Annotated in this window: 13 protein-coding genes; 12 read left to right on the forward strand and 1 reads right to left on the reverse strand. The window is 73.5% G+C overall.

Annotated elements, in window-relative coordinates:
• Positions 1-49: 49 nt before the first annotated feature.
• Entirely contained in the window at positions 50-1,780 is a 1,731-nt protein-coding gene (locus ACPT94_RS31740) for a phosphatidylglycerol lysyltransferase domain-containing protein (protein ID WP_360338771.1), read from the forward strand.
• Positions 1,777-2,448: a hypothetical protein gene (locus ACPT94_RS31745; RefSeq protein WP_360338774.1), complete on the forward strand. Its 672-nt coding sequence runs from the start codon at positions 1,777-1,779 to the stop codon at positions 2,446-2,448. Before ACPT94_RS31740 ends, ACPT94_RS31745 begins: the two co-directional genes overlap by 4 nt.
• 5 nt (positions 2,449-2,453) lie before the next feature.
• Here ACPT94_RS31745 and ACPT94_RS31750 read toward each other — a convergent pair whose 3' ends face one another.
• Positions 2,454-3,215 carry a hypothetical protein gene (locus tag ACPT94_RS31750; protein WP_360338777.1) on the reverse strand — a complete coding sequence of 254 codons (762 nt, stop codon included), beginning with the start codon at positions 3,213-3,215 and terminating at the stop codon, positions 2,454-2,456.
• 61 nt (positions 3,216-3,276) lie between these two features.
• On the opposite strand from ACPT94_RS31750, the gene ACPT94_RS31755 reads away from it, so the two are divergent.
• The 10 genes from ACPT94_RS31755 to ACPT94_RS31800 all read left to right on the forward strand — a co-directional run.
• Positions 3,277-4,080: an adenosylcobinamide-GDP ribazoletransferase gene (locus ACPT94_RS31755; RefSeq protein ID WP_360338780.1), complete on the forward strand. Its 804-nt coding sequence runs from the start codon at positions 3,277-3,279 to the stop codon at positions 4,078-4,080.
• A gap of 263 nt (positions 4,081-4,343) precedes the next feature.
• Positions 4,344-5,870, forward strand: coding sequence for a leucyl aminopeptidase (locus ACPT94_RS31760; RefSeq protein ID WP_360338783.1), 1,527 nt, complete (start codon positions 4,344-4,346; stop codon positions 5,868-5,870).
• A gap of 425 nt (positions 5,871-6,295) precedes the next feature.
• Positions 6,296-7,684 (forward strand): dihydrolipoyl dehydrogenase, encoded by a 1,389-nt coding sequence (gene lpdA, locus ACPT94_RS31765; RefSeq protein ID WP_360338786.1) that lies wholly within the window; start codon positions 6,296-6,298, stop codon positions 7,682-7,684.
• Between the two features lie 60 nt (positions 7,685-7,744).
• Complete coding sequence (sucB, locus tag ACPT94_RS31770; RefSeq protein WP_360338789.1) at positions 7,745-9,556, forward strand: 2-oxoglutarate dehydrogenase, E2 component, dihydrolipoamide succinyltransferase; 1,812 nt, start codon at positions 7,745-7,747, stop codon at positions 9,554-9,556.
• 375 nt (positions 9,557-9,931) lie between these two features.
• Entirely contained in the window at positions 9,932-10,570 is a 639-nt protein-coding gene (locus ACPT94_RS31775) for a GntR family transcriptional regulator (protein WP_360338792.1), read from the forward strand.
• Between the two features lie 505 nt (positions 10,571-11,075).
• Positions 11,076-15,485 carry an HAD-IC family P-type ATPase gene (locus ACPT94_RS31780; RefSeq protein ID WP_360338795.1) on the forward strand — a complete coding sequence of 1,470 codons (4,410 nt, stop codon included), beginning with the start codon at positions 11,076-11,078 and terminating at the stop codon, positions 15,483-15,485.
• Positions 15,486-15,576: 91 nt separating this feature from the next.
• The gene (locus ACPT94_RS31785) at positions 15,577-15,708 is read left to right on the forward strand and encodes a hypothetical protein (RefSeq protein ID WP_360338798.1); all 132 of its coding nucleotides are present in this window, start codon (positions 15,577-15,579) and stop codon (positions 15,706-15,708) included.
• 127 nt (positions 15,709-15,835) lie between these two features.
• A complete protein-coding gene (locus tag ACPT94_RS31790) occupies positions 15,836-16,375 on the forward strand; it encodes a hypothetical protein (RefSeq protein ID WP_360338801.1) in 540 nt (179 codons plus the stop codon).
• Between the two features lie 613 nt (positions 16,376-16,988).
• Complete coding sequence (aceE, locus tag ACPT94_RS31795; protein ID WP_425247397.1) at positions 16,989-19,694, forward strand: pyruvate dehydrogenase (acetyl-transferring), homodimeric type; 2,706 nt, start codon at positions 16,989-16,991, stop codon at positions 19,692-19,694.
• Positions 19,694-19,810, forward strand: a 117-nt coding sequence (locus ACPT94_RS31800) for an ATP-grasp domain-containing protein (RefSeq protein ID WP_425247402.1), incomplete at its 3' end; no start/stop codon positions are given. The genes aceE and ACPT94_RS31800, both read left to right, overlap by 1 nt.

The raw sequence follows: 19,810 nt of genomic DNA on the forward strand, positions 1-19,810 counted from the left end.
CGAGACAAAAGAGCGGTTTGCCGGATTGGCACCCATATGATCATCCGTCATGGGAGATGTCCGGGTCGCTTCCCGTCGGGCCGCCGCCTTCGCCGTCTGGTATCTGCGGGCCGTCGCCTTCGTCAACCTCCTCAGTGCCGGGTGGGTCTCCCTGGGGCAGGACGTGCGGCGGCACAACCAGGAGGACTACTTCACGCCCTACCTGCTGACGGCCGGGTTCGCCTCCGGTGTGTTCACCGCGTTCCTGGCCGTCACCATGCGGCGGCGCAAGCGGGCCGCGTGGATCCTCAACCTCGGGCTGAGCGGGGCGTTCCTGGCGCTGTTCGCCCTGGCCATGGCGTTCCCCGAGATCCGGCGGTACCCGCAGAACTGGGTCTCCCTCGCCCTCACCGCCGCCTTCGTCGCCGCGCTGCTCGTCGGGCGCGGCGAGTTCTACGCCCGCGGCGACCGGGCCAACCCGAAGCTCGCCGCGGCCGTCGGCGCCGGCGGCCTGCTCGGCGCCTCCCTGCTGGCCGCGCTGCTGGTGACCGTCACCGACCGCGCGCCCGGCCCCTCCACGTTCCTCGAACGCTGGCGCTACGGCGCGCTGCGGCTGGTCTCCGTCGCCGCCGACGAGTACCGGGTCCCCGGGATCGCCCCTCCCACCTGGGTCGACGTCGCCGTCAACGTCCTGAGCACGATGCTCCTCCTCGCCGTCCTGTACGCCGCCTTCCGCTCCCGCCGGGCCGTCGACCCGCTCACCGCCGACGACGAGAAGCGGCTGCGGGAGTTGCTCGACCGGCACGGTGAGCGGGACTCGCTGGGGTACTTCGCGCTGCGCCGGGAGAAGAGCGTGCGGTGGTCGCCGACCGGTAAGGCCGCCGTCGCCTACCGGGTCGTCGGCGGGGTGTCGCTGGCGTCCGGGGATCCGCTCGGGGATCCGGAGGCCTGGCCGGGGGCGATCGAGCCGTGGCTCGCCGAGGCGCGCTCGCACGGATGGATCCCGGCGGTGATGGGCGCGAGCGAGGAGGCGGGGACCGTCTACGCCCGGCACGGGCTGGACGCCCTCGAACTCGGCGACGAGGCGATCGTGGAGGTCGCCGGGTTCACGCTGGAGGGGCGGGCCATGCGGACCGTGCGCCAGGCCCACAACCGGGTGCGGCGGGCCGGGTACGCGGTGCGGGTCCGGCGGCACGAGGACATCCCGGCCGACGAGATGGCGTACCTCGTGCGGTGCGCCGGCGACTGGCGGGACGGGGCCACCGAGCGCGGGTTCAGCATGGCGCTGGGGCGGCTCGGGGACCCCGAGGACGGGCGGTGCGTGATGGTGGAGTGCGCCGACGCCGAGGGACGCCTGCGTGCCCTGCTCTCCCTCGTGCCGTGGGGGCCGCACGGGCTGTCCCTGGACCTGATGCGGCGGGACCGGGACTGCGACAACGGCCTGATCGAGTTCATGGTGATCGAACTCCTCCGGCACGCCCGGGAGATCCAGATCACCCAGGTCTCACTGAACTTCGCCGTGTTCCGGTCGGTCTTCGAACGTGGCGCCCGCCTCGGCGCCGGGCCGGTGCTGAGGCTGTGGCGGTCGCTGCTCGGCTTCTTCTCCCGCTGGTGGCAGATCGAGTCGCTGTACCGCGCCAACGCCAAGTACCGGCCCGTCTGGGAGCCCCGCTTCCTGCTCTTCGAGAAGAGCGCCGACCTGCCCCGCATCGGGCTCGCGTCGGCACGGGCCGAGGGCTTCCTGGCGGCGCCAGGACTGCCGAGGGCACCGCACCGCACACATCTGGAGACCCGCCGATGAACAGGATCGCCCGCTGGGCGCGCACCGAATGGGGACCGCTGTACGCCGCCGCACGTGAGCCGCTGGCGCGGCGGCGGTGGCGGGCGGTCCCGATGACGCTCGGCGCGGTGTCCCTGACGGCGGCCGTACACGTCGTGCACAGCCGGCCCTGGGGCTATCAGCCGGTGCAGAACCTGGGGGCGGTACGGGCCGAGGATCCGTTCTGGCTCGCCCTGCTGCGCACTCCCCTGTCGCTGTACGTGCCGGCCCTCGACCTGCCCGTGTGGGGCGCCCTCGCCCAGGTCCTGGTCGTGTTCGGCGTCGCGGAGCTCTGCCTGGGCCGCGCCCGCACCCTCGCCGTCGCCTACGCCGCCACCCTCGCCGGCACGCTGTACGCGCGCGTGGGAGTCGCCCTCGGCCCCGGCGCCCCGCTGGGCCTGCCCGCCGAGGAGGCGCAGGTCGTGGACACCGGCCCCTCGGCGGCGGTGGTCGGCCTCGCCGTGTTCCTCGGATGGCGCCACCGCGCGTACGCCACCGCCGGGGCGGTGGTCCTCGCGATGGTGATCGAGGTCCTGGTGAAGGAGAACCTGGCGGGCAAGGAGCACCTGGCGGCGATCGCGGGGGTGGCGGTGCTGTGCGGGGCGGCGGAAGCACGACGGAGTCAACGCCGGGCGGTGCAGCACGCCTGAGAACGTCACTTCCGCTCGGCGGAGTGCAGCTCCGGGTCCGGCTTGCCTCCCAGCCAGTCCCCCAGCGCCCGCCCGGGGCCGGCCCAGCGCCGGTCGTGCCGGTAGGCCCTCAGGACGGCCTTCGCGCGGGCTCGGGGCCGTCGGCGGTAGAAGCGGCGCGCCCACCAGGAGCCGGGGCGGGCCAGGCGGACCAGGCCGATCAGGCCGACGAACGGGACGATCACGCTGAAGATCGCCATCCGGGCCTTGCCCTTGCTCAGGACCACCAGCGCGAACAGGAAGTTGCCCGCCACGGTGAGGATGACGGTCCCCCGGTCCTCGAGCTCGTCCTCGCTGAGGTCGTTGACGCCGAACGGCGAGAAGCCCACCAGCATCAGCCCGACCAGGGCGGCCGTCAGGACGACGACCTCCACGCTCTTGCGGCCCGCCTCCGTCCAGTACACGTCGTCGAGGTGCAGGACGAGCGCGAACTCGTCCAGGACCAGTCCCGCTCCGATGCCGAAGACGACCGCGAAGGCCGCCGAGCCGAAGCCGTGCCGGGCGCTCGCCACCGCGCCGAAGCCACCGATGACGGTCAGTACGACGCCGGGGACGACGTGGTGGATGTGCAGCCCACCCGAACTGACGTTGCCGAACGGTCCCTTGCCGGCCCGGATCAGCCGGGTGACGGCACGGGTGATCACGAAGGTCAGGACGAAGGCCGTGAGGGCGAGGAGCAGCGGGAGCTTGCCCGGCTCGACGATGTTCCGCTGCCACCACTGTCCCATAAGCGCATTTTCGTCCCCGCCTCCCGGGGGCGCCCCTCCGACCGGCGGGTAACCTGCGCCGGTGTCCACGACCCCGAACCCTCCCCCGCCCTCCCCTCTCGACGGGCTGCGCTTCGCCTTCGGCACCCTCACCGTGCTCCCGGTCCGGGTGGCCCGCTGGGACCGGGAGACCGCGCGCGGGGGCATGCTCGGCGCCCCGGCGGTCGGGCTGGTCGTCGGCGGCGGCGCGGCCGGGCTCGGGCTGCTGGCGCTGTACCTGGGCGCGGGGCCGCTGCTCGCCGCCGTCGCCTCCGCCGCCGTACCCGCCGTCCTCACCCGGGGACTGCACCTCGACGGCCTGGCCGACACCGCGGACGGGCTGGGCAGCGGCAAGCCCGCCGAGGACGCGCTGCGGATCATGAAGCAGTCGGACATCGGGCCGTTCGGCGTGCTCACGCTGGTCTTCGTCCTGCTCGCCCAGGTCGCCGCGCTCGCCCAGCTGTACGGCACCTCCTGGGCGCGGGGCGCCTGCGCGGCCGTCACCGCGGCGGTCGCGGCCCGGCTGGCGCTCACCCTGGCCGCCCGCGCCGGGGTCCCGGCCGCCCGCCCGGACGGGCTCGGGGCGGCGGTCGCCGGGGTGGTCCCGGTGCGGTGGGCGCTGACGGTGCCGGCCGCCGTGACCGCCGCCGCGGCGGCGGTGGGCGCCCTCCTCGGCCCGTCCGACGCCGTCCGTACGGCCGCCGCCGTCCTGCTCGCCCTCGCCGCCGCCGAACTCCTCCTGCGCCACTGCACACGCCGCCTCGGCGGGATCACCGGCGACGTCTTCGGCGGCCTCGCGGAGACGGCTGCGACGACGGCGCTGATGGTGCTCTGTCTGGGCGTTTAGGGACGGTACGACCGGGCTTGTGGAGTACGGGGATCGCGAAAGTGGCGACAACGGCGCCGACAGGTGAACACTCGCGTGCATGAGCGGCCGCGCACGCACGCGTACGCTCGTTCCGGGGTTCGCCGTACCGGTTCGCCGCGCCGGTGGGGCAGACCCCGGATGCGACCGCACCCCCAGCCCGGATCTAGGGTCGGCTGTCGGGCCCGGTCGACCCACGCAGATCGACCTCAGCAACTTCACATCGGAAGCGAGATTTCACCACCGTGACTGCTCTCACTCTCAGCACCGCCGCGGCGCCCGGCCTGCGGGCCGACGCGATCGTGATCGGTGTCGCCAAGGGCGCGAAGGGCCCGGTCGCCGCTCCGGGCGCCGAGGCCGTGGACAAGGCCTACGACGGCCGGCTCGCCGGCGTCCTGGACACTCTCGGCGCCACCGGCGCCGAGGGCGAGGTGACGAAGCTGCCCGCCCCGGCCGGCTTCAAGGCACCGCTCGTGCTGGCGGTGGGGCTGGGCGCGGAGCCCGAGAAGGACGCCGCGTACGACGCCGAGGCGCTGCGCAAGGCGGCCGGCGTGGCCGCCCGCACCCTCGCCGGGTCCAAGAAGGCCGCCTTCGCCCTGCCGCTGACGGACGCCGCCGACGTCGGCGCGGTCGCCGAGGGCGTGGTGCTCGGCGCCTACTCCTTCGACACCTACAAGGCCAACGGCAAGGACCCCAAGGCGAAGAACGGCAAGGCGCCGCTCGCCGAGGCCGCCCTCCTCGGCGGCAAGCCGCGCGACGCCGCCCACAAGGCCGCGCTCGCCCGCGCCACCGCCGTCACCGAGGAGCTCAACCGCGCCCGCGACCTCGTCAACACCCCGCCGAACGACCTCAACCCCGAGGCCTTCGCCGCCATCGCGCAGGCCGCGGCCAAGGAACACGGCATCAAGGTCCAGGTCCTCGACGAGAAGGCCCTCGCCAAGGGCGGCTACGGCGGCATCCTGGGCGTCGGCTCCGGCTCCGCCTCGGCCCCGCGCCTGGTCAAGCTGTCGTACACCTCCTCCAAGTCGAAGAAGCACCTCGCCTTCGTCGGCAAGGGCATCACCTACGACTCGGGCGGCATCTCGCTGAAGCCGGCCGGGCACAACGAGACGATGAAGTGCGACATGAGCGGTGCCGCGGCGGTCTTCGCCGCCGTGGTCGCCGCCGCGCGGCTGGGTCTCGAGGTCAACGTCACCGGGTGGCTGGCCCTCGCCGAGAACATGCCGTCCGGCTCCGCCACCCGACCGGGTGACGTGCTGCGCATGTACAGCGGCAAGACGGTCGAGGTCCTCAACACCGACGCCGAGGGCCGGCTGGTCCTCGCCGACGCGCTGTGGGCCGCCTCCCAGGAGAAGCCGGACGCCATCGTGGACGTCGCGACGCTCACCGGCGCGATGATGCTGGCGCTGGGCAACCGGACGTTCGGGATCATGGCGAACGACGACGCGTTCCGCTCCACGGTGTTCGAGGCCGCCGAGGAGGTGGGCGAGCCCGCCTGGCCGATGCCGCTGCCGGAGCACCTGCGCAAGGGGATGGACTCTCCCGTCGCCGACATCGCGAACATGGGTGAGCGGATGGGCGGCGGGCTCGTCGCCGGGCTCTTCCTGAAGGAGTTCGTGGGCGAGGGGATCACCTGGGCGCACCTGGACATCGCCGGGCCCGCGTTCAACGAGGGGGGTCCCTTCGGGTACACGCCGAAGGGCGGCACCGGGACGGCTGTGCGGACCCTTGTGCGGCTGGCCGAACTGACCGCCGCGGGTGACCTGGGCTGACGCCCGCTCTTCCAGGGGGCGGGGGACTGCGCGCCTGACCACTCGGGCCGCTCCGTCGTGTGGCGGGTGCGGACCGTGTGCGGCTGGTCACTCCCCCGCTCTCGGCTTCTCCCCCACTCTCGACTTCGCACGAGCGGGAGGGACCCCCATGCGCGGGGGACCCCCATGAGCTGGGGCACCACCACCGCGGCGGAGCCGCAGATCGGCACGGTCCCGCGCCCCTGAGCGAGACCACTCGCCCCGAGCACAAGTGAGCGTGGGACGTCTCACACCCCGGCCCCGCGTCTCGTCTCCCACCCACAAGTGCAAAGATGGGGCTCGGCAGGACAGGGCCCCCACCACAGGGCCGAAGAAAGAGCGGCCGGACACCAGCCGCCGACCGGTCACCGCTGACCGGCGTGGCGCACATGCATGGAGGACGTGACGTGGCGAACGACGCCAGCACCGTTTTCGACCTAGTGATCCTCGGCGGTGGTAGTGGCGGTTACGCCGCGGCCCTGCGCGGGGCGCAGCTGGGCCTGGACGTCGCCCTGATCGAGAAGGACAAGGTCGGCGGCACCTGCCTGCACCGGGGTTGCATCCCCACCAAGGCCCTGCTGCACGCGGGCGAGATCGCCGACCAGGCCCGCGAGAGCGCGCAGTTCGGCGTCAAGACCACCTTCGAGGGCATCGACATCGCCGGGGTCCACAAGTACAAGGACGGTGTCATCGCCGGCCTGTACAAGGGTCTCCAGGGCCTCGTCGCCTCCCGCAAGGTGACGTACATCGAGGGCGAGGGCCGGCTGTCCTCCCCCACCTCCGTCGACGTGAACGGGCAGCGCGTTCAGGGCCGCCACGTCCTCCTCGCGACCGGCTCCGTGCCGAAGTCGCTGCCCGGCCTGGAGATCGACGGCAACCGGATCATCTCCTCCGACCACGCCCTCGTCCTGGACCGCGTGCCGAAGTCCGCGATCATCCTGGGCGGCGGCGTCATCGGCGTCGAGTTCGCCTCCGCGTGGAAGTCCTTCGGCGCGGACGTCACGGTCATCGAGGGTCTGAAGCACCTCGTCCCCGTCGAGGACGAGAACAGCTCGAAGCTTCTTGAGCGCGCGTTCCGCAAGCGCGGCATCAAGTTCAACCTCGGCACCTTCTTCTCCAAGGCCGAGTACACCGCCGACGGCGTCAAGGTCACCCTCGCCGACGGCAAGGAGTTCGAGGCCGAGGTCCTGCTGGTCGCGGTGGGCCGCGGGCCCGTCTCCGCCGGTCTCGGCTACGAGGAGCAGGGCGTCGCCATGGACCGCGGCTACGTCCTGGTCGACGAGTACATGCGCACCAACGTGCCGACCATCTCGGCCGTCGGTGACCTCGTGCCCACCCTGCAGCTGGCGCACGTCGGCTTCGCCGAGGGCATTCTGGTGGCGGAGCGTCTGGCCGGTCTGAAGACCGTCCCGATCGACTACGACGGTGTGCCGCGGGTGACGTACTGCCACCCCGAGGTCGCCTCCGTGGGCATCACCGAGGCCAAGGCCAAGGAGATCTACGGCGCGGACAAGGTCGTCGCTCTCAAGTACAACCTGGCGGGCAACGGCAAGAGCAAGATCCTGAACACCGCGGGCGAGATCAAGCTCGTCCAGGTCAAGGACGGTGCCGTGGTCGGCGTCCACATGGTCGGCGACCGCATGGGCGAGCAGGTCGGCGAGGCGCAGCTGATCTACAACTGGGAGGCGCTGCCGGCCGAGGTCGCCCAGCTCATCCACGCCCACCCGACGCAGAACGAGGCGCTCGGCGAGGCCCACCTGGCCCTGGCGGGCAAGCCGCTGCACGCGCACGACTGATCCCTCGGTCGACGAAGCGACGACACAGACTTCCGCAATTCGTTAGGAGCAACCGAAACCATGGCGGTTTCCGTAACCCTTCCGGCGCTCGGCGAGAGCGTCACCGAGGGCACTGTCACCCGCTGGCTGAAGGCCGAGGGCGAGCGCGTCGAGGCCGACGAGCCGCTGCTGGAGGTGTCGACCGACAAGGTCGACACCGAGATCCCCTCGCCCGCCGCCGGCATCCTGGCCTCCATCAAGGTCGCCGAGGACGAGACCGTTGAGGTCGGCGCCGAGCTGGCCGTCATCGACGACGGCACCGGCGCCCCGGCCGCCGCCCCGGCCGCCGAGCAGGTCGCCCCGCCGGCTCCCGAGCCGGCCCCGGCCGCCCAGCCGTCCACCGAGCAGGCCGCCCCGGCCCCGGCTCCCACCGCCGAGGCCGCCGCCGGCGCCGGCTCCGCCGAGGGCACGGACGTCGTCCTGCCCGCGCTCGGCGAGTCCGTCACCGAGGGCACCGTCACCCGCTGGCTGAAGTCGGTCGGCGACAGCGTCGAGGCCGACGAGCCGCTGCTCGAGGTCTCCACCGACAAGGTCGACACCGAGATCCCGGCGCCCACCTCCGGTGTGCTGCTCGAGATCACCGTCGGCGAGGACGAGACCGCCGAGGTCGGCGCCAAGCTGGCCGTCATCGGCGCCCCGGGTGCGGCTCCGGCCGCTGCCCCGGCCCCCGCCGCCCCGGCTCCGGCGCCCGCCGCCGCTGCCCCCGCCCCGGCCGCCCCGGCGCCCGCGCCGGCCGCGCCCGCCGCCCCGGCTCCGGCCCCGGCTGCTCCGGCCGCCCCGGCCGCCGCCGCTCCGGCCCCGGCCCAGCCCGCTGCTCCGGCTCCCGCGCCGGCCGCCCCGGCCCCGGTCACCCCGGCTCCGGCCGCTCCGGTGCCCGCCGCCGCGCAGCCCACCGACGAGGGCGCCTACGTCACCCCGCTGGTGCGCAAGCTCGCCGCCGAGCACGGTGTCGACCTGGCCTCCGTCAAGGGCACCGGTGTCGGTGGCCGTATCCGCAAGCAGGACGTCGTCGCCGCCGCCGAGGCCGCGAAGGCCGCCGCCGCTGCCCCGGCTCCGGCCGCCGCCGCCGCGCCGACCGCCGCGAAGAAGGCCCCGGCGCTGGAGGTCTCCCCGCTGCGTGGCCAGACCGTCAAGATGCCGCGCATCCGCAAGGTCATCGGCGACAACATGGTCAAGGCGCTGCACGAGCAGGCCCAGCTGTCGTCGGTCGTCGAGGTCGACGTCACCCGTCTGATGAAGCTGCGGGCCAAGGCGAAGGACTCCTTCGCGGCCCGTGAGGGCGTCAAGCTCTCCCCGATGCCGTTCTTCGTCAAGGCGGCGGCCCAGGCGCTGAAGGCCCACCCGGTCATCAACGCCAAGATCAACGAGGCCGAGGGCACGATCACCTACTTCGACACCGAAAACATCGGTATCGCGGTGGACTCGGAGAAGGGCCTGATGACCCCGGTCATCAAGGGCGCCGGCGACCTGAACATCGCCGGTATCGCCAAGGCCACGGCCGACCTGGCGGGCAAGGTCCGCGCCAGCAAGATCACCCCGGACGAGCTGTCCGGCGCGACCTTCACCATCTCCAACACCGGTTCGCGCGGTGCGCTCTTCGACACGATCATCGTGCCGCCGGGCCAGGTCGCGATCCTCGGCATCGGCGCCACGGTCAAGCGTCCGGCCGTCATCGAGACGGAGGAGGGCACGGTCATCGGCGTCCGCGACATGACGTACCTGACCCTGTCCTACGACCACCGTCTGGTGGACGGCGCCGACGCGGCCCGTTACCTGACCGCGGTCAAGGCGATCCTGGAAGCGGGCGAGTTCGAGGTCGAGCTCGGCCTGTAAACACCGCTCAGCCGCACACATCGGTGCCCCTGCCCGGACCTTCCGGCAGGGGCACCGACCTTTTGAGGGCGCGGGACTGTATGGACGTACGGCTCCGCCGCGACCGCGACGGGGGTGCCCCCGCGCATGGGGGTCCCCCGCGCATGGGGATCCCTCCCGCTCGAGCGAAGTCGAGAGTGGGGGAGAAGCCGAGAGTGGGGGCGACCAGCCACAAGCGACCCGTGGTCGCCCGAGGACGGACCGGGCCGTTCTCCCCTGCGCCGGAATCTACGTGTGCGCCTCGTCTCACCTGGGCAAAAGCGCCCCCACGCGCCCTCCCAGCGACGCGAACCGGCCTTATTGTCTAAACGTCAAAGCCCTCCCTAAGGAGCCCTCATGACCGCGCCCGTCGTCCACTCGCTGCGCGAACAGATCCGCGAGCACATCGTGGAGGGGATCGTCAGCGGGCGCTGGAAGCCGGGCGAGCGGATCGTGGAGCGGCGGATCGCCACCGAGCTGGAGGTCAGCCAGACCCCGGTCCGGGAGGCGCTGCGCGAGCTGGAGTCGCTGCGGCTGATCGAGTCCGCGCCGAACAAGGGCGTCCGGGTGCGGAACCTGACCGCGGCCGACCTGGAGGAGAGCTACCCGGTCCGGGCCGGTCTGGAGGCGATCGCCGCGGAGCTGGCGGCGCAGAGGCTGGCGCAGGACTGCTCGGCGCTGGAGCCGCATGTGAGCGCCCTGTACGAGGCGGACCGCAAGGCGGACGGCACGGCCCAGGTGCGTCACACGGTGGGCTTCCACCGCGAGCTGGTCCGCGCGGCCGGCAACTCCGTCCTGCTGCACACCTGGGAGGGCCTGGGCATCGAGGTGTTCACGGCCCTGTCGATCCGCTGGCTGGGGACGGTGCAGCAGTCGTACGCGGAGGAGCACCAGGCGCTGGTCGAGGCGTTCCAGCGGCGGGACCCGGACATCGGCCGCCTCGTGAAGGAACATGTGCTGGGCTGCGCCCCCCGCGCGGCCGACAACTCCGCCTGACCGGCAACTCCGCCTGACCGGCGGAGCGGGGTGCGGGAGAGCGATGGCGCCTCACACGCCCAGGTCAGCGGGGTGGGGGGCGGTTGGAACGTCCCCGCGTTGGGGACGGCTGCGCCGGACGTGGCCGCTGGAGCGGCTCATACCGGCTCCCCCGCCGGACCGGGCTCGCCAGACCGACTCCCCCGCCAGCCCCCCCGGTCGAGCGCGGTCGCCAGAAAGCCGCGGCGCATCACAAGCCCCGGTGAGCGAGGCGGGGAGCCGTGAGGGTGCTCCCGCGCGCGGGTCCGCTGCGCAGGACGCGGCCGGTGGAGCGGCTCATACTGGTGGGAGCCGTGTGTTCTCCGGGGCGCCTCTGGCGACCCCCGCCGGCCCTGGTGGAGGCCGCGTGATCTGGCCAGCGCTTTCCTCGTCCGTACTCTCCCGGCCCGTACTGGCCGGGAGGCTCCGTTCCGCCGCGGGGCTGCTGCGGCCCCCTGGACCCCGGCTCTGGCGGACCGAGGGCGGTGTGCAGGTTCAGGTGCGGTGGCTGGGAGGGCCCGGGACGGTCGGCGCCGCACGCCGGGTCGAGTCGGCGCTGCGCGAGCTGCCGGGGGTGCGGCGCGCCGAGGTGAACGGCACGCTGGGCTGCGTGTACGTCGGCTGCGAGCCGGAGGAGACCGACCTGGAGCGCGTCGCCGGCCTGGTCGCCGAGGCGGACGGGAGAGCCGCCGCCCGGCGGGAGGGCGCCGACAGCGAGGGCGAGCCGGGCGCCGGGGCGCGGCGACCGCGCCCGGTGGGCTTCCCCGGCGCGGCGGGGCCGCGGATCGACGCGGCCGTTCAGTTCGGTGCGGGGGTGGTGGCGGTGGGGGCGACGTCCGTCGCCAACCTGCTGCGGCTGCGCGGTCTGCCGCCGGTGGTGCTCTCGGCGATCCAGCTCGTCGAGGCGACGCCCAGGCTGCGCGAGGGGATCGCCCGCCGGGTCGGTGAACCGGCCGCGGAGCGGGGCTGGGCCGTGACGAACCTCCTGCTGAACACGCTGACGTTCCGGCCGCTCGGTGCGGCGGTCGGGGTCGTCCTGGCCGGGGCCCGGTACGCGGAGGCGCAGGCCCGCAGCAAGGCGTGGGAGGAGTGGGCGCGCAGGCTGGCCGCGCACGAGGGGACGTACCGCCATGACGCGGTGCCGTCCCACGAGCGGCCGGTCCCGCTGCCGCCGGGGCCGGTCGAGCGGTACGCCAACGCGGCGGTTCCGACGTCCCTCGCGGGCTACGGGCTCACCGCCCTCGGCACGTCCAGCCATGACCGGGGGCTGGCGCTCCTCGCCGCCGGGACGCCGAGGGGCCCCCGGTTCGGCAAGGAGGCGTTCGCGTCCTCGGTGGCGCGGGCGGCGTCCGAGCGGGGAGCGCTGGTGCTGCGGCCGGAGGCGCTGCGCCGTCTCGACCGGATCGACACCGTCGTCCTGGACGCGCGGGTGCTGGCCACCGGCGGCTGGACGGTCGAGCACGTGGTGCGGCCGGCGTCGTCCGGGGAGCGGCCGGGCGAGGCGGAGGACGGCCCGGACGACGACGAGATCCACGCGCGGATCCACGAGCTGATCGAGCCGGGCCGGTCGCCGGGGCGGCGGCCCGGGCGTGGCCGCGGTGCCGTGCCGCCGCCGCGGCGGACGGGCTGGGAACTGCGGCCGTTCCCCGGCGCGGACTCCGTCCCCGGGGTGTCCAAGGAGACGGCCGCGCGGGCGGCGCGGTGGGCCGAGGAAGGGGCACGGGTCCTGCTCGTCCTGCGGGAGGGAACGCCGGTCGCCGTGGCCGGTCTGGTCCCCCAACTGCACGCCCTGGCCCACCACTTGGTGCGTGCGGCGGGTGAGTGCGGCCAGGTGCGGCTGGTGGGCGGGCCGCCCGGGCTGCACCACCGGTTCGGCCTTCCCCCGGCGCTGCCGACGGGACACCGCCGTACGGCCGCGCTGGTGCGCTCCCTCCAGGCGCAGGGCCGCGGTGTCGCGGTGGTCTCGGCACGGACCCGGCGTGCCCTCGCCCGTGCGGATCTGGGCGTCGGCGTGATCACCGGCCCACGCCATGTGCCGTGGGACGCCCATGTCGCCGCCCCGCCCGACGTCGTCCATCTGCTGCTGACCGCTCCGCCGGAGGCGCGGCGGACCGGCGTGCTGTGCAACCGTCTTGAGGCTGCCGGCGCGGTCACGGGCGCGGCCCTCGCGCTCCTTGTTCGCCGGCCGGCCTGGGCGCGGGTCCGGCTGGTGACGGACGCGGTGACGGTCTCGGCGATGACGGCGGGCTTCTGGGCGGGCCGGCGGTTGCGCGGCCGTCCGGCTCCGGCGGTCACCGAGCGCACGCCCTGGCACTCCATGACGGTACGTCAGGTGATGGCCCGTCTGGGGACCGCCTCCCGTGGGCTGGACGAGGCCGAGGCCGCCCGGCGCCGGCAGACCGGGGGCCGGGACCGCCACGACGGTGCCGTCACCCTCGTCGGCAGGTTCGCGGAGGAGTTGGCCAATCCCCTCACCCCCGTCCTGGCCGTCGGCGGCGGCATCTCGGCGGCGCTGGGTTCCGTGGTGGACGCGGTGCTCATCGGCGGGGTGCTGGGAGTGGACGCGCTGGTGGGCGGGGTGCAGCGGCAGAAGGCCGACCAGGCGGCGCGGCGCCTGGTCGAGGCGACCTCGGTGCGGGTGCGGGTGCGCCGCGCGGACCGGGCCGAGCCGGTCGACACGGCCGGCGAGCAACTGGTGGCCGGCGATGTGATCGAGCTGCAGGCCGGTGACGCGGTGCCGGCCGACTGCCGGGTGGTGCAGGCGACGGGTCTGGAGGCCGACGAGTCCAGCCTGACGGGCGAGTCGCTGCCGGTCGTGAAGACGGCCGCGCCCACCGCGGCCCGGGCCGTCGCGGACCGGACCTCGATGCTCTATCAGGGGACGACGGTGGCGGCCGGCCACGCGCTCGCCGTGGTCGTCGCCACCGGGACGGCCACCGAGGCGGGCAGCGCGGCGGAGTCGGGCCCCGAGGAGGGCCCGCCGGAGAGCGGCGTGGAACGGCGGCTGAAGGCCCTGGGCCGGTGGTTCCTGCCGCTGTCCGTCGCCGCGGGAGTCGCCCTCTTCGCCTTCGACCTGCTGCGCAGGCGGCCCCTGGGCGCCGCCCTGGGCTCCGCGGTCAGCCTGTGCGTGGCCGCCGTGCCCGAGGGGCTGCCCTTCGTCGCCACGGTCGCGGAGCTGGCCGCGGCCCGCCGGTTGTCCGGCCGGGACACCCTCGTCCGCAGCGCCTCCACCATCGAGGCGCTGGGGCGCACCGACGTCCTGTGCTTCGACAAGACCGGCACGCTCACCGAGGGCAGGATCAGCCTGCAGCAGGTGTCCGACGGGCTGGAGCGGCGTCCGCCCGACCGGCTCACCCCGGCGCTGCGCCGGGTCCTCGGCACGGCCGCCCTGGCGGGTCCGGCGGGGTCGGGTGCGGCGCTGGCCCACCCCACCGACCGGGCGATCGCGGCCGGGGCGGAGCTGCTCGGGACCGCTCCCGCCCGGGCCGCCGGGTTCGCCTCGGACACCTGGGACCGGGTGGCGGAGCTGCCGTTCGAGCCCGGGCGGGGCTATCACGCCGTACTGGGACGTTCCGGCAGCCGGGCGCGGATCGTCGTCAAGGGGGCGCCCGAGGTCGTCCTGGCCCGCTGCGACCGGATCCGCCGGAACGGTGGGAGCGAGCGCCTGGACGACCCGCGGCGGGAGGAGTTCGAGGCGGAGGTCGGACGGCTGGCCCAGCAGGGCCTGCGGGTCCTCGCGGTCGCCGAGGACGTCCTGCCGCCGGGCGCGCCGCAGGACGACAGCGCGCTCGCCGGTCTCGCGGACGTCAGCGACGAGGGCCTCGACGGGCTGTGTCTGCTGGGCCTGCTGGGGCTCGCGGACCCGGTGCGGGCGACCGCGGCCGAGAGTGTGCACCGGCTGTCCAGGGCCGGGGTGCGCATCGTCATGGTCACCGGGGACCATCCGAGCACGGCCGCCGCGATCGCCCGGGAGCTGCGGCCCGAGGAGGAACCCCGGCTGATGACCGGCACGGAGCTGGACTCCCTCGACGACACCGCGCTCGCCCGGACGCTGCCGGACATCACGGTGTTCGCCCGGGTCACCCCGGCCCACAAGGTCCGTATCGTGACCGCGCTGCGCTCGGCCGGGCGGATCGTCGCCGTCACCGGTGACGGCGCCAACGACGCGCCCGCCATCCGGATCGCCGACGTCGGCATCGCCCTCGGCTCCCGGGCGACCCCGGCGGCCCGCTCGGCGGCCGACGTGGTGGTCACGGACGATCGCATCGAGACCATCGTGGACGCCATCGTCGAGGGCCGGGCGATGTGGGCCTCGGTGCGCAAGGCGCTGGGCATCCTGCTCGGCGGCAACGTCGGGGAGATCGTCTTCACCCTGGCGACGAGTCTGCTCGCGGGACGCAGTGCGCTGAACGCGCGCCAGCTGCTCCTGGTGAACCTGCTCACGGACATGCTGCCCGCGATGGCCATCGCCGCCCGGCCTCCGGCCGACCACGCCGACAAGGTGCTCGCGGAGGGACCCGAGGCCTCGCTCGGGGCGGCCCTCACCCGCCACATCCGGCTGCGGGCCGTCGTCACCACGGCGGCCGCCGCCACCGCCTGGGTGGCCGCCCGGGCGACCGGAACCCGGGGGCGCGCCGACACCGTCGCCCTGGTCGCCCTCGTGTCCTCCCAGCTGCTGCAGACGATGGCGGACGCGGGCCGCGACCCGGTCGTCGCCGCGGCCGTGGTGGGGTCCCTGGTGGCGCTGGCCGTCGTGGTGACGGTGCCGGGGCTCAGCCACTTCTTCGGCAGCCGGCCGCTGGGCCCGGTGGGCTGGACGATCGCCCTGGGGTCGGCGGCGGGCTCCGTCCTGCTGCCCGCCGCGGTGCGGCGCATCCTTCCGGAACGGGAAAGTTAACCTGCAGGACACTTTCGTGCCGCCTCCCGGAAACACTGAAACCGCACAAAGGAGCGGTCACCGCACGATCCGCACGAAAGGCGGCCGAAGCATGCCGCACATCCTCACCCACATCCTGACCCAGGCGGCGATCGCCGTGGTCGAGGCCGCCCTGATCCGTCTCTCCTTCCAGCTGTGGAAGGCACTCACCGCCGGCGGGCGTCCGGCGACCGTCCACGCCTGACCCAACACCGGGCTCGGACAGTCCACTTCGCCCCTATTCAGTGCGCTTTGGACGTTTATTGCGCGCCAGGGTTGGAAGTCGGTGCGGGGAAACCCATTCACCCACGCTCCCAGCCGGGAGGACGCAGATGACTTCCCCGCAATCACAGCCACAGACCCCGCACGAACAACGACAGACCCCGGGCGAGACGGCCCCCACCGAACGGGCCGAGACCGGAGCGACCCGGCCCGAGGCGACCCGGACGGCCCCGCCGGTCGCACCGACCGAGCAGCAGGCCCCCATGGAGCGGCGCGAGGAGGAGACACGCGCCCACGAGCCGATGGGCGGCAAGGTGGTGCATCTGCACACCGCGCACCCGCGGGTTTCCATTCCGTACGTGACACCGGGGGACATGTTCACCGGCGCCCGGGCGGCCACCTCGAAGCTCCCCTCGCCGCGCAAGCTGGCCTACTACGGGCTCCTCGGCGGCATGGCCGTGGCCGGAGCACTGGAGTGGCCGGTCGCGCTCGCGGTCGGGGCCGCGACCGAAGTGATCACCCGCGAGCAGGCGGCACGCAAGCGCGCGGAGCAGCGCGCAGGGCAGGAGGAGCAGCGCCGCCAGGCCGGCACCGAGGCCGCGGGCCGGACGACGGAGTCCGCCAGGACCGGCCAGACAGCGATGGCATGACGGGTTCGCACCGCGTCACGCCGGTGGGGTCCGGACGCCCGAGGGCGTTCGGGCCCTTCCGCGTCCACCCTCCCCGTGTCACACCCCGCACCCTCTCCACACCGGAGCAAGTGCCGCTCGGATCACCGGACAAGCGCCGCCCGGATCCCTGAAGCGAGGCCGCCCGGCCCCAGGGGAAGACCCACCGAAGCACTGGGGCAGGCCCACGGATCACTGAGGCAGGCCCACCGGATCACAGCAGCAAGCCCACCGAATCACCGGGGCAGGCCCACGGATCACTGAGACAGGCCCACCGGATCGCAGGGACAAACCCGCTCGGATCAACGGAGCGAGCCCCCGCTCAAACGCCCCCACCTGCGGAAACCGCGACGCGCCACGACACCGCGTGCCCCCAGCCGAGGCACCCCGTGCCGACTTTCTCGGAATCGAGAGGTTTTGGCCTTCAACCCTTTGATCGATCATCGATCAGGGAGTTACAGTCGCCGACGGGCCGCGCGGCGGAGCCGCACAAACGGCTGCGCATCAGAGCCCACGCCCTGTCCTGCCAAAGACCAAGGGCACCCCCGAACCCTTACCGATGAGGGAACCCCCTTCGACTGAGGAAGGCGGCGACATGACCGACCCCAACGCCATCCAGCCGAGCGCGCTCGACCAGCTCCCCGACCGGGACCCGGAGGAGACCGCCGAATGGCAGGCCTCGCTGGACGCGGTCGCCAAGGCGGCCGGGCCGCACCGTGCCGCGTACCTGATGCGCCGCACGCTGGAGCGCGCCGAGGGCAACGGCATCGCGCTGCCCAAGCTGCTCGAGACGGACTACGTCAACACGATCCCCACCGCCGCCGAACCCGCCGTACCGGGTGACGAGGCGATGGAGGCGCGGATCACCGCCTGGAACCGCTGGAACGCGGCCGCGATGGTGACCCGGGGCAGCAAACACGGTGTCGGTGGCCACATCGCCACCTTCGCCTCCGCCGCCTGGCTCTACGAGACCGGCTTCAACCACTTCTTCCAGGGCAAGGAGGCCGACGGCTCGGGCGACCAGCTCTACATCCAGGGCCACGCCTCCCCCGGCATCTACGCCCGCGCCTTCCTCGACGGCCGGCTGAACAAGTCCCACCTCGACAACTTCCGCCAGGAGGCGGGCGGCAACGGCCTCCCGTCGTACCCGCACCCCCGCCGCCTGCCCTGGCTGTGGGAGTTCCCGACGGTGTCGATGGGCCTCGGCCCGCTGTCGGCCATCTACCAGGCGCGCTTCAACCGCTACCTCACCAACCGCGGCATCAAGGACGTCTCCGCGTCCCACGTCTGGGCCTTCCTCGGCGACGGCGAGATGGACGAGCCCGAGTCGACGGCCGCGCTCGCGCTGGCCTCCCGCGAGGGCCTGGACAACCTGACCTTCGTCATCAACTGCAACCTGCAGCGCCTCGACGGCCCGGTCCGCGCCAACTTCAAGATCGTGCAGGAGCTGGAGGCCCAGTTCCGCGGCGCCGGCTGGAACGTGATCAAGACCCTGTGGGGTTCGGCCTGGGACGAGCTGTTCGCCCTCGACACCACCGGCGCGCTCGTCCGCCGGCTGCGCGAGGTGCCGGACGCCCAGGTGCAGACGTACCAGACCCGCGACGCCGCCTACATCCGCCAGGACTTCTTCGGCAAGGACCCGGCGCTCGCCGAGATGGCGAAGCTGCTGAGCGACGACAAGATCCTCGAGTGCTTCCACCTCTCGCGGGGCGGTCACGAGGCGCGCAAGGTGTACGCGGCGTACAAGGCGGCCCTCGACTTCAAGGGCGCGCCGACCGTGATCCTGGCGCAGACCGTCAAGGGCCACACCCTCGGTGAGGGCTTCGCGTCGAAGAACGCCAACCACCAGATGAAGAAGCTGACGGTGGACGAGTTCAAGACGATGCGCGATCTGCTCGAACTGCCCATCAAGGACAGCGACTTCGTCGACGGGGTCGTCCCCTACGGCCACCCCGGCGCCGACTCCCCCGAGGTCCGCTACCTCCAGGAGCGCCGCGCGGCCCTCGGCGGCCCCGCCCCGGCCCGCCGCGTCCACCCGGTGGCCCCGCTGCCCGCGCCCGCCGAGAAGGCGTTCGCCTCCTTCGACAAGGGCTCCGGCTCCCAGAACGTGGCGACCACCATGGCCTTCGTCCGCCTGGTCAAGGACCTGGTCCGTGACAAGGAGACGGGTAAGCGCTGGGTGCCGATCGTCCCCGACGAGGCGCGCACCTTCGGCATGGAGTCGCTGTTCCCGTCGCTCGGGATCTACTCCCCCAAGGGCCAGACGTACGAGCCGGTCGACCGCGACCAGCTCATGTACTACAAGGAGGCCAAGAACGGCCAGATCCTCAACGAGGGGATCACCGAGGCCGGTTCGATGGCCGACTTCATCGCCGCGTCGACGTCGTACGCGACGCACGGCGAGGCGATGATCCCCTTCTACATCTTCTACTCGATGTTCGGCTGGCAGCGCACGGCCGACCAGATGTGGCAGCTCGGCGACCAGCTCGGCCGCGGCTTCCTCGTCGGCGCGACGGCCGGCCGTACGACCCTGACGGGCGAGGGCCTGCAGCACGCCGACGGCCACTCGCCGGTGATCGCCGCGACCAACCCGGCCGCGCTGACGTACGACCCGGCGTTCGCGTACGAGGTCGCGACGATCGTCAAGGACGGTCTGCGCCGCATGTACGGCGAGGCGGCGCCCGGTGAGGACCCGAACGTCTTCTACTACCTCACCGTCTACAACGAGCCGCTGCCGCAACCCGCCAAGCCCTCCGGCCTCGGCATCGACGAGGGCATCGTCAAGGGCCTGTACCGCTTCAACACCGCGGAGTCGGCGGGGGTGGACGTGGCGGCGGCCAACGCCCCGCGCATCCAGCTCCTCGCTTCCGGTACGGCGATCCACTGGGCCCTCGCGGCGCAGAAGCTGCTCGCCGAGGAGTGGGGCGTGGCCGCCGACGTGTGGTCCGCGACCTCCTGGACCGAGCTGCGGCGCGACGCCATGGAGGCGGACGCGGCCCTGCTGCGCGGCGAGGAACGCGTCCCGTACGTCCGTCAGGCGCTGCAGGGCGCCGAGGGGCCGGTGCTGGCGGTCTCCGACTACATGCGCCAGGTCCCCGACCAGATCGCGCAGTGGGTCGAGCAGGACTACTCCTCCCTGGGCGCCGACGGCTTCGGCCTCTCGGACACCCGTACGGCAGCCCGCCGCCACTTCGGCGTCGACGCCGAGTCGATCGTCGTCGCGGCCCTGGCCCAGCTGACCAAGCGGGGAGAAGTACAGGCGACGTCGGTAAAGGAGGCCCGCGAACGGTACGGGCTGTAATTGCAGGGGGCGACTCGCCCAAGGAGGCCCGCGAGATCGCCCGCCGGCTCGGCGGCCGCGTCGTCGTCAAGGCGCAGGTCAAGACGGGTGGGCGAGGCAAGGCGGGCGGCGTCAGG

The organism is Streptomyces aurantiaciflavus (assembly GCF_049808595.1).
Classification (GTDB): Bacteria; Actinomycetota; Actinomycetes; order Streptomycetales; family Streptomycetaceae; genus Streptomyces.

What these genes read in the sequence shown, in the direction of transcription:
- ACPT94_RS31785 (WP_360338798.1), top strand. Translation starts at nt 15,577, where the DNA reads ATGCCGCACATCCTCACCCACATCCTGACCCAGGCGGCGATCGCCGTG.
- ACPT94_RS31775 (WP_360338792.1), top strand. Translation starts at nt 9,932, where the DNA reads ATGACCGCGCCCGTCGTCCACTCGCTGCGCGAACAGATCCGCGAGCAC.
- ACPT94_RS31745 (WP_360338774.1), top strand. Translation starts at nt 1,777, where the DNA reads ATGAACAGGATCGCCCGCTGGGCGCGCACCGAATGGGGACCGCTGTAC.
- aceE (WP_425247397.1), top strand. Translation starts at nt 16,989, where the DNA reads ATGACCGACCCCAACGCCATCCAGCCGAGCGCGCTCGACCAGCTCCCC.
- ACPT94_RS31790 (WP_360338801.1), top strand. Translation starts at nt 15,836, where the DNA reads ATGACTTCCCCGCAATCACAGCCACAGACCCCGCACGAACAACGACAG.
- ACPT94_RS31750 (WP_360338777.1), bottom strand. Translation starts at nt 3,215, where the DNA reads ATGGGACAGTGGTGGCAGCGGAACATCGTCGAGCCGGGCAAGCTCCCG.
- sucB (WP_360338789.1), top strand. Translation starts at nt 7,745, where the DNA reads ATGGCGGTTTCCGTAACCCTTCCGGCGCTCGGCGAGAGCGTCACCGAG.
- ACPT94_RS31740 (WP_360338771.1), top strand. Translation starts at nt 50, where the DNA reads ATGGGAGATGTCCGGGTCGCTTCCCGTCGGGCCGCCGCCTTCGCCGTC.